Genomic DNA, 15,907 nt, shown 5'->3' with positions numbered 1-15,907 from the left:
CGGGCGCAAAGCCGCAAAAGCTCGGCGCGAAGCGTGCGCGGCGACGGCGTCACCGCCACCCCAAATGCGCGACATGTCTTCATCCGAGCCATGGGCTGCACCTTATGCCGCCTGATGCGATCAGTTCAAGCCGTTCCGTTCAAGCCGTTCCGTTCAGCGCCCGTTGCAAGAAGACATACTTCATCGCCGCCTGTGCTGCTTGGGGCCGGCGATCACCACGCCCGCCATGGCCGCCCTCGGTCTCCTCGAAGAACAGCGTCTTCGCGTGGCCGGCAGCCTGCAGCCGCCCGGCCATCTTGCGCGCATGGCCGGGATGGACCCGGTCGTCGGCGGTCGACGTCGTCAGCAGGACCGGCGGGTAGGCCGCATCGGTCTCGACATGCTGATAAGGTGAGTAGGCGGCCAGCCACGCGGCCTCTTCCGGCTTCGCCGGATCGCCATACTCGGCCATCCAGGATGCGCCAGGCGGCAGCTCGGTGTAGCGCAGCATGTCGAGCAGCGGCACGTCGATGATCACCGCACCGAAAAGCTCCGGGTGCTGGGTCAGCGAAACGCCGGTCAGCAGGCCGCCATTCGAGCCGCCCTGGATGCCGAGCATCGCCGGCGTGGCGATGCCGCGTTTCACCAAGTCTTGCGCGACCGCGGCGAAATCGTCGAAGGCATTCTGGCGATTGGCCTTGAGCGCGGCCTGGTGCCAGTTCGGGCCGAACTCGCCGCCGCCGCGGATATTGGCCTGCACATAGGCATTGCCTTTTTCCAGCCACAGCCGGCCGCGCACGCCGGCATAGCCTGGCAACAGCGGCACTTCGAAGCCGCCATAGCCGTAAAGCAGCGTCGGCACCGGCCCGTTCTGATCACGTCGCCTGACGACGAAGTAAGGGATCATGGTGCCGTCTTTCGAGCGCGCCTCGAACTGTTCCGAGACAAGCGACGACGCGTCGAAGCGCGCCGGCTGCGATTTCACCGTTGCCAGCGTGGCAGCATTGTCGTCCGACCAGATGATCGAGCTCGGCGTCAGGAAGTCGGTGAAGGAGAAGGAGACGCTGGAGCCGAAACGCTCGGCGTGGCTGATGCCGACATTGCCGTTTTCAGGTAAGGCTACCGGCTCCAGTGACCAGCCGCTGCCGCTGCGATCGCAGGCGACGACCTCGCCGCGCACATTGTCCATCAGATTGATGAACAACCGGTCCTGCGTGCGGGCGATGCCAGCGATCGAGACACGATCCGCCGGCTCGAGCACGGTTTCGACAGGTCCCAATGCACTGGTTTCGATCCAGCGCGCGAAGTCCAGCGAATAGAGGCCATCAGGTTTGCACAGCGTGCCGTCCGGCGCCGTCCACGAGCTGCGCACCCCAAAGACAAACTGATCCCTGAACAGCGCCGTGTCGGTGACGTCGTCCGGCAGCGGGACGCGCCGGTTTTCGCCGGATGGCATACGCAGAAAGCTGTGCGAGGCGAAGAAATCGAGCGTCCGGGTCAGGAACAGATGCCGCTTGTCGCCGTCGAACTCGAGGGAACCGCCGGCGGCGAGATCCTGCTTCTGCGCCTCGAAGATCGGCGTCGCATCCTCCAGCCTGGTGCCGCGCTGCCAAAGCTTAACCACGCGCGGATAACCGGACTGGGTTTTTTCGTCCTCTTCGAAGGCAGCCGAGACGATGACCGTGTCCTTGTCCAGCCAGCTGAAGCCCGACTTCGAGGCAGGAGCACGAAAGCCGCCCTCGACAAAGGACTTGGTGTCGATGTCGAATTCGCGCATCTCACTGGCGTCGCCGCCATCCGGCGACAGGCTGAGCAGGCAGCGGCTGAAGTCGGGGTAAAGCCGGCTGGCGCCGCTGAACACCCATTTCACGCCCTCTTTGGCCGAAAGACGGTCGAAGTCGATGACCGTGTCCCAATCCGGCTTTTCGGTCTTGTAGGAAGCGACCGTCGTGCGCCGCCAGAGGCCAAGCACGTTGGTCTTGTCCTGCCAGAAATTGTAGACGTGGCCGTTGAGCGCAGAGCCGACCGCAATGTTGTCTTCGGCCGTCATCAGGTCGAGCGCGGTTTGGAAGTAGGCCTGGTAGGACGGATCACCCTGCAATTCACCTGTTGTAGCCTCGTTCTGACGGTGAACCCAGTCGAGCGCTTGCTTGCCTGTCCTGTCCTCCAGCCAGAGAAAGGGATCTTCGTCCGCCGAATTCGCCTGCGTCTTTGTGTTCGACATCGTCAAATGGTCTCCGATAAATTCATCAAGGCTCGGTGTCGCAAACATCGTCTTGCCACGACCCATATTCAACTTGGAACGCGCAAAACGAGCCGTTGCGCTGTTGGCCGCTCTAAGGTGGGGCCTCCTGCCGCCCGCAGGCCACGAGGGAACTCATGCAACATCTGTACATTGCGAAAGAGAAGTTCGGTCCTTTCAGCGGCACTGCGTGGACCATGTACATCAACTGGTCCGGCCTCACCCAATTAAGCGAGGTCATTTCACTCGATGGAATGCTCGGGCCGGTCGCCCTGGGAGAGGTAAAGGACAGCTACTGGCCCCATATTGTTAACGAGGACTACATGCTCGATTTCTTTGTGGACCTGGACTTCCTCCTTTCGGAGTTGGCGGATCCGGGCGACTTGAATGTCCTCAATGTGATCCGAAGACCATCGGTTGACGTGCGTTCACTCGACTGGAACGGATTTACCTTCCTGGGCTACGACTTGTTGGATCAAGACGTCTCCATAAGCGCTTTGACCAACTGCGGAGGATTTCCTGACGTGTTTGCGAACACGGAACTGTCTGACGTTGGATTGATACCCGACTTTGATCGTGCCGTTGAAATTCGAGACCATCTACGGGGGATGCATCCCTCTGAATACCACGCCAATTGTGATTTATGGGCGATTTCCAGATGGCAAGGAAATGAAGGCACCCCGCAATTGGATTAGACTGCTCGCCCCCGCAATACGGTTGTGACCGCCAACGCCAGGCAAATGGCGCCGAGCGTGATCGGCAGGCCGTCCGCACCGAGAATATCCATGGCACCGCCCGCCAGCGGCGGTACGGCGATGCCGCCGACGCCCCACATCAGCGAGAAGGCGGCGTTGCCGGCGACCAGTGCCGAGCCGGTGAACCGCTCGCCAAGCTCGATGATCGACATCGTGTATATGCCGTAGGAGACCGCACCCCAGATAAAGACGCATGGCCAGATCAGCGGCGTCTCGATGAGAACCGGCAGCAGCACGCATCCGAGCAGCGTTAGCGATACACAGATGAATCGGACCAGACGCGCCGTCAGCCGTTCCGCCAGCAGGCCGAGCGGCACCTGCATGGCGATATTGCCGGCGATCATCATCGACAGCAGCGCCGACATGCGGGTTTCCTCAATGCTGTAATGCGCTCCGTAGACCGGCAGCAGTGCCAGCACCGCCTGTTCGAAACCGGCGGCCACGACGACCGCCGACAACAGCAGCCATGCCAGAGGCATGAATCCCATGACCGAAACCTGGTGCCCGGCCTCGTCAACCTTCGGCAGCCGCCCCAGCACCAGCGCCAGGCAGGCGCCGCAAAAGACGAATGCGGCGATGCCGACGAGAAACGGCGGCCAGCCTTCGGTGCCGACCGCTAGCAGGCACAGCGGGCCGGCGGCGAAACCAGCCGAAATGACTGTGGAATAGACCCCCATCACGCGGCCGCGGCGCAACGGCGGCGCCAACGCGATCACCCAGATCTCGCTCAGCACATAGAGTGGATTGGTCACTACGCCGATCAGGAAGCGCAGCGGGAACCATAGATAGACATTTTGCGTCCAGCCGATCAGCGCCAGCATGATCGCGGAAAGAGCTGCGCAGGTGAGCGCCGTGCGCCCCGCCCCGAACCGGCGCGCCAGCGCCGGGATCAGCGGCGACGAGACGATAAAGCCGACCGGCGTCATTGCCGCCGAGAGGCCGATCATGGCCGGCGAGACGCCCTGGCGCTGCAGGATGAAGCTCAACAGCGGATAGCTCAGCCCCTGCGCGATGGCGAACACCGAAACGGTGGCGATCACGCCGGTGATCGCCGCCCACTGCATTGTCTCGCCGCTGTTCTCTTCCGCCAGGTCCATGATCCGCACCAATAGGGAAACCTGCACGATTAGCGTTTCAGCAGCGCGCCGGGAAGCACCGGTAACGAAAACCGCTTGCGCCAGCCTGAGGAGATCAAAAGCCGGTGATCCAGTCGGCTGCCTTCAGCCCGGGAGCTGTCATGTCGCTTCCCTCGTCCTAGTGGTCGCCGCCTCCGCAATGGCGGGACGGCCGGCGGTCCATTATGCCGCCGCACTTATCGCAGCTACGAGGACTATCATGACCGCCGCCCTTCATCCCGCCGAACCGGCATTGGCAAACGACCGCGCCCGTCGCGGCGGCCGCGCGGGAAAGCGCGCCAGCGGATCGGCAGCGTTCGAGCAGCCGCCTTTCCGTCAGCTGAAAATCCCGCTGACGCCGACGAAGCTGGTCTCCGACGACGAGCTGGAATCGATCCACCTCGCCTCGCTGCGCGTGCTGCGGGAAATCGGCGTCGACGTGCTGCACGAAGAGGCAAGGCGCATCATGAAGGCGCACGGCGCGGATGTCCGCGAAGGCAGCGAGCGGGTGCGCTTCGACAGCGACATGATCCTCGAGCTGGTTTCCCACTGCCCGTCGGAATTCACCCTCCATGCCCGCAATCCGGCGCACAATGTCCGCTTCGGCGGTGACAATCTGATCATCTCGATGATGGCGTCGGCGCCCAATTGTTCCGACATCGACCGCGGCCGCCGGCCGGGCAATCAGCAGGACTACCGCAACTTCCTCAAGCTTGCGCAGATGCACAACATCCTGAACTGCACGGGCGGCTATCCGGTCGAGCCGATCGACATCCATCCGTCCGTCCGGCACCTCGAATGCATCCGCGATCTGAGCGTGCTAACCGACAAGGTGTTCCACATCTATTCGCTCGGCAAGGAGCGCAATGTCGACGGCATCGAGATCACCAGGATCGCGCGCGGCATCAGCGACCAACAGCTTCTCGAGGAGCCATCGGTGTTCACGATCATCAACACCAATTCGCCGCTCAAGCTCGACGTACCGATGATGGAAGGCATCATCCAGATGTCGAGCAAGGGCCAGGTCGTCATCGTGACGCCGTTCACCCTGTCGGGCGCCATGGCGCCGGTGACCATCGCCGGCGCGCTGGTGCAGCAGAATGCCGAAGCGCTGTCCGGCATTGCCTTCGCTCAGATGGTGCGCAAGGGCGCGCCCGTCGGCTATGGCGGTTTCACCTCCAACGTCGACATGAAGTCCGGCGCGCCGGCCTTCGGCACGCCGGAATATATGAAGGCGCAATTGGTCGGCGGCCAGCTCGCCCGCCGCTACAACATCCCTTACCGCACCTCCAACACCTGCGCCGCCAACACGGTCGACGCGCAGGCGGCCTATGAAAGCGTGTTCTCGCTGTGGGGCGCCATCCAGGGCGGCGGCAATCTGATGATGCATGCGGCCGGCTGGCTGGAAGGCGGCCTGCGCTGCTCCTACGAGAAGACCATTCTGGACATCGATCTGCTGCAGATGGTGGCCGAGTTCCTGACGCCGCTCGACTTCTCCGAGGAGGCCCTCGGCTTCGACGCAATCCAGTCCGTCGGTCCGGGCGGCCATTTCTTCGGCACCCAGCATACCCAGGACCGCTACAAGACCGCTTTCTATTCGCCTATCATCTCCGACTGGCGCAATTTCGAGACCTGGGCGGAAGCCGGATCGCCGACGGCTCTCGAAAAGGCCAATCGGGTCTGGAAAGAGCGGTTGGCCTCCTATGAAGAGCCGTATATGGACCCGGCTGTCCGCGAGGAGCTCAACGCCTTCGTCGACAAACGCCGGTCCGAAGGCGGCGCGCCGACCGATTTTTAAATATCCGTATTGGTTTGATGAACAGTCGACCGCCACTCCGTCGAGCGTCACCCGACACCTCTCCCCCGGTCGACAGGGTAGAGGGAGGGCGTGAGATCATTCCAGCCGGCGCCCTTCTCCGCTTTGTGTTCACCCCCCGCTCACTCGATTCAATCTCTTCAAAAACGGAACTATCTTCATGAAATCTCATGCAAAAGCGGTTGTCATCGGCGGCGGCGTCGTCGGCTGCTCGGTGCTCTACCATCTGGCCAAGGCCGGCTGGACCGACATCATGCTGATCGAGCGCTCGGAGCTCACCTCCGGCTCGTCCTGGCATGCGGCGGGCGGTTTCCATACGCTCAACGGCGATCCCAACGTCGCCAAGCTGCAGGCCTATACGGTGCAGCTCTACAGGGAGATCGAAGAACTTTCCGGCCAGTCCTGTTCGCTGCACCTGACCGGCGGCGTGATGATGGCCGACACGCCCGAGCGCATGGACTTCCTGCGCCTTGCTCACGCCAAGGGCCGCTATCTCGGCATGGACACCGAGCTGATCACGCCGTCAGAGGCCAAGGCGATGTTCCCGCTGATGGACGAGACGAATTTCGTCGGCGCCATGTGGGATCCGGTCGAAGGCCATCTCGACCCTTCCGGCACCACCCACGCCTACGCCAAGGCGGCCAGGAAGCTCGGCGCCGAGATCGTGCTGCGCAACCGCGTCGTCGAGCTGACGCAGGAAATCGACGGCACTTGGAACGTCGTCACCGAACAAGGCACGGTCCAGGCCGAGCATGTCGTCAACTGCGGCGGCCTGTGGGCGCGCGAGATCGGCCGCATGGTCGGTGTCGAGCTGCCGCTGCTGGCCATGGAGCACATGTACCTCCTGACCGAGCCGATGCCGGAGGTCGAGGAATTCAACAGGTCGACCGGCCGCGAGATGATCGGCGTGATGGACTTCAAGGGCGAAATCTACACCCGCCAGGAACGCAACGGCATCCTGCTCGGCACCTATGAAAAGGCCTGTAAGCCGTGGTCTCCGGTCAACACGCCGTGGGATTTCGGCCATGAGCTGCTGCAGCCCGACATCGACCGCATCGCGCCGTCGCTGGAGATCGGCTTCAAGCATTTTCCCGGCATTGAGAAGGCCGGCATCAAGCAGATCATCAACGGTCCCTTCACCTTCGCGCTGGACGGCAACCCGCTGGTCGGCCCGGTGCAGGGCCTGACCAATTTCTGGTGCGCCTGCGCCGTCATGGCCGGTTTCTCGCAGGGCGGCGGCGTCGGGCTGGCATTGTCGAACTGGATGGTTCATGGCGATCCCGGCTTCGACGTCTGGGGCATGGACGTCGCGCGCTTCGGCGAATGGGCGACGCTGCGCTACACCAATGCCAAGGTGCGCGAAAACTATTCGCGCCGTTTCTCCATCCGCTTTCCCAACGAGGAATTGCCGGCCGCGCGCCCGGCGCAAACGACGCCACTCTACGACACGATGCTGGCCAAAAACGCCGTCATGGGCGATAGCTGGGGCCTCGAAACCCCGCTCTGGTTCGCACCGAAAGGCACGGAGCCGAAGGACATCGTTTCCTTCCATCGCTCCAACGATTTCGGCCCGATCGGCGAGGAAGTGCGTGCGACCCGCGAGAAGGTCGGCGTCACCGAGATCGCCAACTTCGCCAAATACGAAGTCTCCGGGCCGGCAGCAGAGGATTTCCTCAACCGGCTGATGACCAACCGCATGCCGAAGACCGGCCGCATCGTGCTGACCCCGATGCTCAACGAGTTCGGCAGGCTGATCGGCGACTTCACCATCGCCAAGGCCGGAGACGACCGCTTCATGATCTGGAGCTCGTCGGCGGCGCAGAAATATCATATGCGCTGGTTCGAGAAGCACCTTCCGAAGGATGGTAGCGTCCGCATCCACCGCTTCGACCAGACGCTGGTCGGCCTCTCGATCGCCGGGCCGAAATCGCGCGATCTGCTGCAGAAGCTTGTTGACGTGGACGTTTCGACCAAGGCTTTCCGCTTCATGGACTTCCGCGAGATGGCGGTTGGCGGTGCGCCCTGCATGGTCAATCGCATCACCTATACCGGCGATCTCGGTTACGAAATCTGGATGGCGCCGGCATACCAGCGCCTCGTCTACAAGGCGATCAAGGATGCCGGCGAAGAGTTTGGCCTCGTCGATTTCGGCATGCGCGCCCTGCTGTCGATGCGACTGGAGAAGAATTTCCCGACCTGGTTCCGCGAACTGCGCCCAATCTACGGGCCGTTCGAAGGCGCGATGGACCGCTTCGTCAAGCTGGAGAAGAACGACTTCATCGGACGCGAAGCGGCAGCCAGGGAGCAGGCAGAAGGGCCAAAACTGCGCCGTGTCTCTTTCATCGTCGATGCCGCGGACGCCGATGTCATGGGCGACGAACCGATCTGGGCCAAGGTCGGCGGCAGGGACTACGGCACGGTGGAAAAGCCGCACGGCTATGGTGCGCCGCGTTTCGATACGGACGGCAAGGAAGTGCGCGGCTCCAGGGCCGCGGAAGGCGCTTCGGCCGTGCGCGGCATCGTCGATGGCGACTGGCGCGTGGTCGGCTGGGTCACCTCCGGCGGCTATGCCCATTACGTCCAGAAATCGATGGCGCAAGGCTATGTGCCAGCCGCGTTAGCCGGGGAAGAGAGCGCCGGACTGTTCGAGATCGAAATCCTCGGAAGCCGGCGCCCGGCCCGCATCAATGTTGAGCCGCCTTTCGACCCGAGCGGCGAAAAGATGCGGACCTAGAGCACCGCACCCAAAGGCCTGCCCTCCGGCCCGACCCGGGGTGCGATCGATTTTGGAGAAGTCCGATGCTTAACCAAGAAGCTGGAGGGGCGGTACGATTCGAGTTGAAGCCCGCCGCCCCGGAAGCGATCAGGGCTGCCACATTGTGCGGGGCATGGCCTTCGTGCTAGCGGAGCCGGCGGCAACTGGCACGGGCGATGAGAACTCGTTGAAGTATTCCATGAAATGGGACGAATGGCTTGCCGAGAGCAGGATCGGCCCCTTCCCGGCGGCGATCGTCATGGTCGCCGCTTATCTGGCCTTGCAAACCGTCATATTATCCATTCTGGCCACTTGGGCAGGAACTGGCGTCGGCGTCGATGACGCGGAGCAACTGATTTATCTTCCATATCTTTGGGCTGGATATGGCGGCTCGCAACCGCCTCTCTATACATGGATCAACTGGTTGGCCGCGCAACTTTTCGGCACCAATATTTTCACGCTGAAGCTCGTCAAATACTCCGTGCTGTTCCTCGCCGCCTGCAGTGTGTTCGCCGCCATGCGGCGGTTTGGCTACACGAAAGCGACGGCAGCGGCGGCCATGCTCGGGCTTTTCACAATCCCGCAAATCGCCTGGGAATCGCAGCGGGCCTTGTCGCATTCGGTCGCCGTTGTCGGCTTTTGCGCACTGCTCCTGCTCGCGATGGCTAATCTGATCGAGCGGCGAAGCGTGATCGCCTATGCGCTGTTTGGATTGGCAACGGCTGCGGCAATTCTTGCCAAATACAACGACGTATTCCTGGTGTTAGCCCTTGTTGCGGCGGTGTTGTCGCTGCGCGAGTTGCGCGGCGCGATCCTCGATCCGAAATTCGCAATCAGCGTTGCCGTCGCGATATTGGTGCTGGCGCCAACCACATATTGGAGCCTCATGCATCCTGCGGATTTGCTGGCGAGAGGCGAGAAGTTCGGAATAGACCTACAGCAGCGGCGCATGACGGCCGCGGCCACCGGCGCCGGCAAGTTTATCATGGCGACCTTCAATTTCGCTGTCTTGCCGGTGTTGGTTTCCGCGCTGGCTTTCGCGCTGACGGGGTTTCGTTTCTCCGAGCGTCACCCCAAAGCTCCGACCAGGGAAGTTCTCTTGTGGCGCACCTTGGCGCTCGGCCTGGCCATGCTGGCGACACTTGTGCTGGCCACCGGCGTGACCGAGGTCAAGGCCCGTTGGCTGGTGCCGGTTCTGGTCATCTTGCCGCTGGCGATGGCCGCCTATATGGAACGACTTTCACCACGCGGCAGGGACGCCCAGCTCCTGGTGATCGCGGCCGGAGCGATCATCGCCGTTCTGCTCGCGCCCGCCACTTGGTACTTCCAGATAAACGGGACCAGTGGTCTCTCGCGGATGATCCGGGTGGATTACCCGGCCCTCTATCGCCAGCTGACTGCCGACGGGCCGGTGAAAACCGCAATATCCGACGGTGCATGGGTCGGAAATCTGCGGTTGGTCGACGAAAAATTGGTCGCGCTTGACCAGGAAGTGCCGAATTTCGACAGGTTGGTGCAAGAGCCGGCTGTACTCGTCTGGCTCGACCGCGACGATCCGCGGCCGGTCATTTTGGAGCAGCTCAAAAAAGCCGGCTATGAGCCGGATGGCCAGACAAGGCAAATCATGGTTCCGCTATTGCCTGGCACGGACAGGCCTGCCCGGCCCGGCGCCTACATAAGATTGAAGAAAACGGCTGCGGAAAAAGCCACAGCGCCCGACGAAGGCGTTAGCAAAGGAGCCGAGGGTGGACAGGAACCCGACTGATCGACCTCCTCGTCATCGCAAGATCATGCCGTTCGAGCCGGACGAAGAAGGCTCCATCGATGCGTTGCGCCTGAAGTCGCGGCAAAAGGCCGCTGAGCTCAACCAGCATGTGCTTGGCTATGGCGCACTGGCGGAAGCCGAGTGGCACGCCGCCGGCATTGCTGCCCCCAACCTGCCTGCCATGCGTCAATACCGGCTCGACCGCATCCGCGCCGAGCTGAAGCGCCGCGACTATGCGGGAGCCCTGCTCTACGATCCGATTAACATCCGCTATGCGACCGACTCGACCAACATGCAGCTCTGGGTCGCGCACAACCCGACAAGGCATTGTTTCGTTGCCACCGAAGGCCCGGTGGTGCTGTTCGACTATTTTTCCTGCGGGCACCTTTCCGACCACTCCGGCATCGTCGACGAGGTTCGGCCGGCAGTGTCGTGGATGTATCTCTACAGCGGCGAGTTGACCGAGCAAAAGGCCCGCCGCTGGGCTGCCGGCATCGCCGATCTGGTGAAAGAGCATGGCGGCGGTATCAGTCGTATCGCCGTCGATCACATCAATCCCGAGGGTGTCGAAGAGCTCGCCCGCCTCGGCATCTCGATCGGCAATGGCGAAGCGCTGATGGAAAATGCGCGTGTAATCAAATCGCCCGACGAAATCCTGGCCATGCGCCGGTCGATCGTCGCTTGCCAGGCGGCAATGGGCGAGATGGAAGCAGCATTGAGGCCAGGCATTTCCGAAAACGAATTGTGGGCCGAACTCCACCGCGGCAACATTGCGCGTGGCGGCGAATGGGTCGAAACCCGGCTTTTGACGTCAGGCCCGCGCACCAATCCGTGGTTCCAGGAATGCTCGTCGAGAACGATCGAAGCCGGCGATCTCGTCGCTTTCGATACCGACCTGATCGGCCCTTATGGTTTCTGCGCCGACCTGTCGCGCACCTGGCTCTGCGGCGACACCGAGCCGTCCAACGAGCAACGCGACCTGTTTCGCATCGCCGCCGACCAGATCGCCCACAACACCCGCCTGATGCAGCCGGGCATGTCCTTCCGCGACCTTGTCGAACGCTCGGCGGTGCCGCCCGGCGATTGTTTCCCGACGCGCTACGGCGTGCTCTATCACGGCGTCGGCCTGGCCGACGAATACCCGACGCTGCCGCATGCGATCGACTGGACTGAAGACACGCCCGACGGCGTGCTTGTGTCAGGCATGGTGCTTTGCGTCGAGAGCTATATCGGCCGGCTTGGCGGACGCGAGGGCGTCAAGATCGAGGAGCAGATCCTGATCACCGAAACCGGCAACGAGCAGCTTTCGACCTATCCGCTCGACGAGCGGCTGCTCGGCGGCTGATTGTTTTTACGCGAGCGCCGCGACAGCCTCGCGCAACGCCACCACGATTTTCTTCGGTGTCGCCTTGGCGGTGATGAACGGCAGGCCCTTGCGCCGCGTTGTCCAACCGACGACCGTCACCGCTTCCGCTACAGGCTCGAAGCGCCGCGCCAGCGCCCAGCTCTGGCAGTCGATGGCCGCGACATCGGCCTTGCCCTCGGCGATCGCGACGATCGACGCTCGGTGGCCACCGCTTTCACTGCGCTCTGAGAAGATGTCAAGGCTATCGCCCAGCGCCTTTAGGTCACGCGTCAGCGCGATGATGCCCGACATGGAATCGAGGCTGTTGAAGGTAAAGTGCTTGCCACGCAGGATATCAATCGGGATGAATGGGCTTCCATCGGACGGTGAGCCGACCGTTGGCGCTTCACCTACCCGCATCACGATGGCGCTAGAATACAGCTCGCCCTGCCCGCCCTCGAAGGCGTCGTAATTCGGCTGGCCGATCACCTGGACATGCTTCGACAGGCCGAGTTCCATCGGACCCCAGCAGGTCTGTGCGAACAGCAGCGCCGGATGCACCCAGAGGCCGTGAAAATCCAATTCGTCCGGCGGCAGCGTCGCCGGATCGGGCGCGATAACCGCTCCGGCGGCGTCGCGGATGCCGCCTTCTACGGGCCGCAAATCGGCATTGACGCGAGCGATGGTCTGCGGCGCGTCTATGCCTTTTTGCCGGAAGGCATCACGCAGCCGTGCCCATTGGGCATCAACCTCGCTCCGCATTTCGGGCCAGTCGTACATCGGCAAGGCGGCAACGAAATCGCTCATGCCGGGATTTTGATCGTAACGCTGAGAAACTGACGAGACCATTCGACGCGCACCTAGGCATCGCCGCCGGCGATGCCACAAAATTCATTCTTTCGGCGGCTCGGCGGGCACCGGCGCACTGCCGAGCCCATTGAGGCTACGCGCTCTGACGCGCGGCTTGAACGCCCGGCCCGGTTCCGGCGTGCGCCGCAGCACCGGGTGGACGATCGGCTCCTTCGCCTTGAACGCATAAGCCTTGAGAAGCGCCAAATAATTCGGATAAGCGTAGCCATTGTTCATCCGCAGCCACTCGTCACGGCGCTCGCGAAACAGCTTCGGCAGCCGGTACCAAGCCACCGTCGGGCTCTTGTGATGGACGAAATGCAGATTGTTGTTGAGAAACAGGAACGACAGCGGCGAACGCTCGACGATCACCGTGCGGCCTTCCGGATGCTCCGACCATTGGTGCTCTGCGAAGGTGCGGATCGAGATCAGCGATTGGCCCAGCCACACCGGAACCAGGATGTAGAGCCATAGCGGGACGCCGAAGCCGAACTGTACGACCGGCAGCACCACGGCGAGGCCGACGGCGTGCAGCAGCCATGCCTTTCGGATCATCTTGTCGCCGGCGAGCACCTGCTTGGCATCGTCGATGAAGAAGCCGGTGCACGACAGCCATGGGCCGAGAATGAGACGGCCGATCATGGTGTTGTTGATCTTCAGCAGGAACTTCATCGCCGGCGGCAATTCTTCATGGTGCCACAGCGCCTTATAGTAGCTTTCAGGATCGTCAAGCGGATCGGTCAGCCGTTCGTCGGCATGATGGCGCAAATGAATGGTCTTGAACCGACGGAACGGCCAGACGAGACCGATCGGCAGGAAGACGAAAGCTTCGTTGAGCTGCGCATTGCGAGTCGGATGGCCGTGCAGGACTTCGTGGGCCAGCGAGGATTGCAGCGCGGCCATCAAGGCCAGAACGACGAGCGCTAGCAGCGGATAGGACGGCCACAGGAATAGGCCGGCTGCAAGCCAGGTGCCGTAACAGAAAAACGCGAGAGCCACGGTCGGCCATTCGATGGCCGGCGCATTGCGTCGTCTGTTATTCATGCTCGTCATGGATCGACCACTGCCCTTCCAGTCGCCGGAATCGATTTGATTCCTGACAGCATTGTGTCAGGAGCATCGAGATGCTGCAACGCGACAAGGCGCACAAAATGTTGCGATTGCGCATTTTCAGCCGCAGATGTTATATTTTGTAAACGAATTGGAGGATTCATTTACGCCTAAACTGCCACTTTCACGGATTCGGCGGATTTTTTTCCTCCCAACGGCCGGAATGACGATATGGACAAACGCGACCTATCGACGATCTTCCGGGAGCGCCTGAAAATGCTCCTGACACGATCCGACTTGAACCAGTCCGCTTTCGCGACGGCGGTGGGCATCGATCGTTCGGCGCTTTCGCAGCTGCTGTCCGGCGCCTCGACACGCCTTCCCCGCGCCGAAACGCTGCTCAACATTGCCGCCGAATTCAAAGTGTCGCTCGACTGGCTGCTCGGCCTCAGCCAGGACGAAGGCGTCACCGGTGAAATCCGCGAGAGCCTGGAGATCGAGGAAGCGCCCGACGGTTTCGACCGCACGCTGCTGGCCAGATGGCATGCCGAGGCCGCCGGTACGAAAATCCGTTACGTGCCGGCCGGCATTCCCGACCTTCTGCGCACCGAGGCGCTCGTCGACTACGAGGCTGGTATCGCCAACAAGAGCCGGGAGGCCCAGGCCGGTGAGACGCAGTACCGCATCGACTACAACCGGCGGCCGGAAACCGACATGGAAGTCTGCATGCCGCGCCACACGCTGGAGATCTTTGCGCGCGGACTGGGCGTCTGGGACCGTTTTCCTGAGGCCGACCGCCACCAGCAGCTTCTTCACATGGCGACGCTGCTCGACGACCTTTATCCCACCTTCCGCCTGTTTCTCTATGACGGACGGATGCGCTACTCGATTCCCTACACCATATTCGGGCCCTATCGTGCCGCCATCTATGTCGGCGACATGTATCTGGTGCTGAACGCGACCCAGCCAGTCCGCACGCTGACCAGCCATTTCGACAATCTGATCCGCGCCGCCGACATCAACGCGCATGAGGCGGCCAGCTTCACGCAAAGGCTGGCGGAGATGCGATTTTGACGGCTTGTTTATCGCGCCGACATTGACGCCATATAAAGATTTCTTTATATCCTTATCTCGACAAAGAATCCCCGGAAGGCGTATTTCCAATGACCAATCCAATTGACGCGCTGCTTGCTGAAAAGGGCGTTCTGCTTGCCGATGGCGCTACCGGCACCAATCTGTTCGCCATGGGGCTAGAGGCCGGCGAGGCTCCAGAGTTGCTGAACGAGACGGCGCCGGACACCATCACCGGTCTGCACCAGAACTTCGTCGATGCCGGCGCTGACATCATCCTGACCAACTCCTTCGGCGGCACCCGCCACCGGCTGAAGCTGCACCATGCGCAAGGCCGCGTGCATGCGCTGAACAAGCGCGCCGCCGAGATCGCCCGCGCTGTCGCCGATAAAGCCGGCCGCAAGGTCATCGTGGCGGGCTCGGTCGGCCCGACCGGCGAGTTGCTGGTGCCGCTCGGCGCGATGACCTATGACGAGGCGGTCGAGGCCTTTGCCGAACAGATCGAGGGCCTGAAAGCCGGCGGCGCCGAAGTCGCCTGGATCGAGACCATGTCGGCGCCGGACGAAATCCGCGCGGCAGCCGAAGCCGCGATCCGCGTCGGCTTGCCCTATACCTACACCGGCTCCTTCGACACCGCCGGCCGCACCATGATGGGGCTGTTGCCGAAGGACATCCACGGCGTCGCCGATGGCTTGTCGCAGGCTCCGCTCGGTGTCGGCGCCAACTGCGGCGTCGGCGCCTCCGACATCCTCGCTTCGCTGCTCGACATGACGGAGGCGAAGCCGGAGGCAACGGTGATCGTCAAGGGCAATTGCGGCATTCCGGAATTTCGCGGCGCCGAGATCCATTATTCCGGCACGCCCGAGCTGATGGCCGACTATGTCAGGCTGGCCGTCGATGCCGGCGCAAAGATCGTCGGCGGTTGCTGCGGCACCTCGTTCGCCCACCTCGCCGCCATGCGCAAGGCGCTCGATGCGCATACCCGGTCGGATCGCCCGAGCATCGAAAAAATCGTCGAGCGCATTGGCCCGATGCGCAACAAGCAGGCCACAGTCAACACCGTCGAGACCAGCGAAGCCCGCCGCGAGCGCCGGCGCAGCCGCGCCTGACAAATGTTGAAAAAGGCCGGTAAGGTTTCCCCTGCCGGCCTGCCTCACCTGCCCGT

General features: G+C 62.4%; 11 protein-coding genes. 7 read left to right on the top strand and 4 right to left on the bottom strand.

Going from position 1 to position 15,907, the window contains the following annotated elements; genetic code table 11:
• Positions 1 to 139: 139 nt before the first annotated feature.
• Positions 140 to 2,203 (bottom strand): prolyl oligopeptidase family protein, encoded by a 2,064-nt coding sequence (locus EN807_RS23360; protein WP_135936852.1) that lies wholly within the window; start codon positions 2,201 to 2,203, stop codon positions 140 to 142.
• Positions 2,204 to 2,358: 155 nt separating this feature from the next.
• Between EN807_RS23360 and EN807_RS23355 the strand changes: the two genes are divergently transcribed.
• Positions 2,359 to 2,916, top strand: coding sequence for a hypothetical protein (locus EN807_RS23355; RefSeq protein WP_135936851.1), 558 nt, complete (start codon positions 2,359 to 2,361; stop codon positions 2,914 to 2,916).
• On the opposite strand, the gene EN807_RS23350 is transcribed toward EN807_RS23355, so the two are convergent.
• Positions 2,913 to 4,073, bottom strand: coding sequence for an MFS transporter (locus EN807_RS23350; protein ID WP_135936850.1), 1,161 nt, complete (start codon positions 4,071 to 4,073; stop codon positions 2,913 to 2,915). The two genes, EN807_RS23355 and EN807_RS23350, sit on opposite strands and share 4 nt — an antisense overlap.
• 238 nt (positions 4,074 to 4,311) lie before the next feature.
• On the opposite strand from EN807_RS23350, the gene EN807_RS23345 reads away from it, so the two are divergent.
• The 4 genes from EN807_RS23345 to EN807_RS23325 all read left to right on the top strand — a co-directional run bounded on the left by EN807_RS23345 (position 4,312) and on the right by EN807_RS23325 (position 11,772).
• Positions 4,312 to 5,889, top strand: a complete 1,578-nt coding sequence (locus tag EN807_RS23345) for a trimethylamine methyltransferase family protein (RefSeq protein WP_135936849.1) — start codon at positions 4,312 to 4,314, stop codon at positions 5,887 to 5,889.
• Between the two features lie 178 nt (positions 5,890 to 6,067).
• Positions 6,068 to 8,641, top strand: a complete 2,574-nt coding sequence (locus EN807_RS23335; protein WP_135936848.1) for an FAD-dependent oxidoreductase — start codon at positions 6,068 to 6,070, stop codon at positions 8,639 to 8,641.
• Between the two features lie 220 nt (positions 8,642 to 8,861).
• Positions 8,862 to 10,427 carry a glycosyltransferase family 39 protein gene (locus EN807_RS23330; RefSeq protein WP_189522556.1) on the top strand — a complete coding sequence of 522 codons (1,566 nt, stop codon included), beginning with the start codon at positions 8,862 to 8,864 and terminating at the stop codon, positions 10,425 to 10,427.
• 25 nt (positions 10,428 to 10,452) lie between these two features.
• The gene (locus tag EN807_RS23325) at positions 10,453 to 11,772 is read left to right on the top strand and encodes a Xaa-Pro peptidase family protein (protein ID WP_135936974.1); all 1,320 of its coding nucleotides are present in this window, start codon (positions 10,453 to 10,455) and stop codon (positions 11,770 to 11,772) included.
• A 6-nt stretch (positions 11,773 to 11,778) separates the two neighbouring features.
• On the opposite strand, the gene EN807_RS23320 is transcribed toward EN807_RS23325, so the two are convergent.
• Both EN807_RS23320 and EN807_RS23315 read right to left on the bottom strand, forming a co-directional pair.
• Positions 11,779 to 12,579: a PhnD/SsuA/transferrin family substrate-binding protein gene (locus tag EN807_RS23320; protein ID WP_135936846.1), complete on the bottom strand. Its 801-nt coding sequence runs from the start codon at positions 12,577 to 12,579 to the stop codon at positions 11,779 to 11,781.
• An 84-nt stretch (positions 12,580 to 12,663) separates the two neighbouring features.
• Complete coding sequence (locus tag EN807_RS23315; RefSeq protein ID WP_189522555.1) at positions 12,664 to 13,674, bottom strand: fatty acid desaturase; 1,011 nt, start codon at positions 13,672 to 13,674, stop codon at positions 12,664 to 12,666.
• A gap of 228 nt (positions 13,675 to 13,902) precedes the next feature.
• On the opposite strand from EN807_RS23315, the gene EN807_RS23310 reads away from it, so the two are divergent.
• A complete protein-coding gene (locus tag EN807_RS23310) occupies positions 13,903 to 14,745 on the top strand; it encodes a helix-turn-helix transcriptional regulator (RefSeq protein WP_029351899.1) in 843 nt (280 codons plus the stop codon).
• Positions 14,746 to 14,834: 89 nt separating this feature from the next.
• On the top strand, positions 14,835 to 15,851 hold the full coding sequence (gene bmt, locus EN807_RS23305; RefSeq protein ID WP_135936845.1) for a betaine--homocysteine S-methyltransferase: 1,017 nt from the start codon (positions 14,835 to 14,837) through the stop codon (positions 15,849 to 15,851).
• The last annotated feature ends 56 nt before the right edge of the window (positions 15,852 to 15,907 follow it).

This window comes from Mesorhizobium sp. M5C.F.Ca.ET.164.01.1.1 (assembly GCF_004792125.1).
In the GTDB taxonomy this organism is placed as follows: Bacteria; Pseudomonadota; Alphaproteobacteria; order Rhizobiales; family Rhizobiaceae; genus Mesorhizobium; species Mesorhizobium wenxiniae.
Note: the sequence above shows the minus strand (reverse complement) of the source record. Positions and strands in the feature narration are given on the sequence as shown.

Coding starts and splice junctions, on each gene's coding strand:
- EN807_RS23320 (WP_135936846.1), bottom strand. CDS start 12,579: ATGAGCGATTTCGTTGCCGCCTTGCCGATGTACGACTGGCCCGAAATG.
- EN807_RS23345 (WP_135936849.1), top strand. CDS start 4,312: ATGACCGCCGCCCTTCATCCCGCCGAACCGGCATTGGCAAACGACCGC.
- EN807_RS23335 (WP_135936848.1), top strand. CDS start 6,068: ATGAAATCTCATGCAAAAGCGGTTGTCATCGGCGGCGGCGTCGTCGGC.
- EN807_RS23355 (WP_135936851.1), top strand. CDS start 2,359: ATGCAACATCTGTACATTGCGAAAGAGAAGTTCGGTCCTTTCAGCGGC.
- EN807_RS23310 (WP_029351899.1), top strand. CDS start 13,903: ATGGACAAACGCGACCTATCGACGATCTTCCGGGAGCGCCTGAAAATG.
- EN807_RS23330 (WP_189522556.1), top strand. CDS start 8,862: ATGAAATGGGACGAATGGCTTGCCGAGAGCAGGATCGGCCCCTTCCCG.
- bmt (WP_135936845.1), top strand. CDS start 14,835: ATGACCAATCCAATTGACGCGCTGCTTGCTGAAAAGGGCGTTCTGCTT.
- EN807_RS23325 (WP_135936974.1), top strand. CDS start 10,453: ATGCCGTTCGAGCCGGACGAAGAAGGCTCCATCGATGCGTTGCGCCTG.
- EN807_RS23350 (WP_135936850.1), bottom strand. CDS start 4,073: ATGGACCTGGCGGAAGAGAACAGCGGCGAGACAATGCAGTGGGCGGCG.
- EN807_RS23315 (WP_189522555.1), bottom strand. CDS start 13,674: ATGACGAGCATGAATAACAGACGACGCAATGCGCCGGCCATCGAATGG.
- EN807_RS23360 (WP_135936852.1), bottom strand. CDS start 2,203: ATGTCGAACACAAAGACGCAGGCGAATTCGGCGGACGAAGATCCCTTT.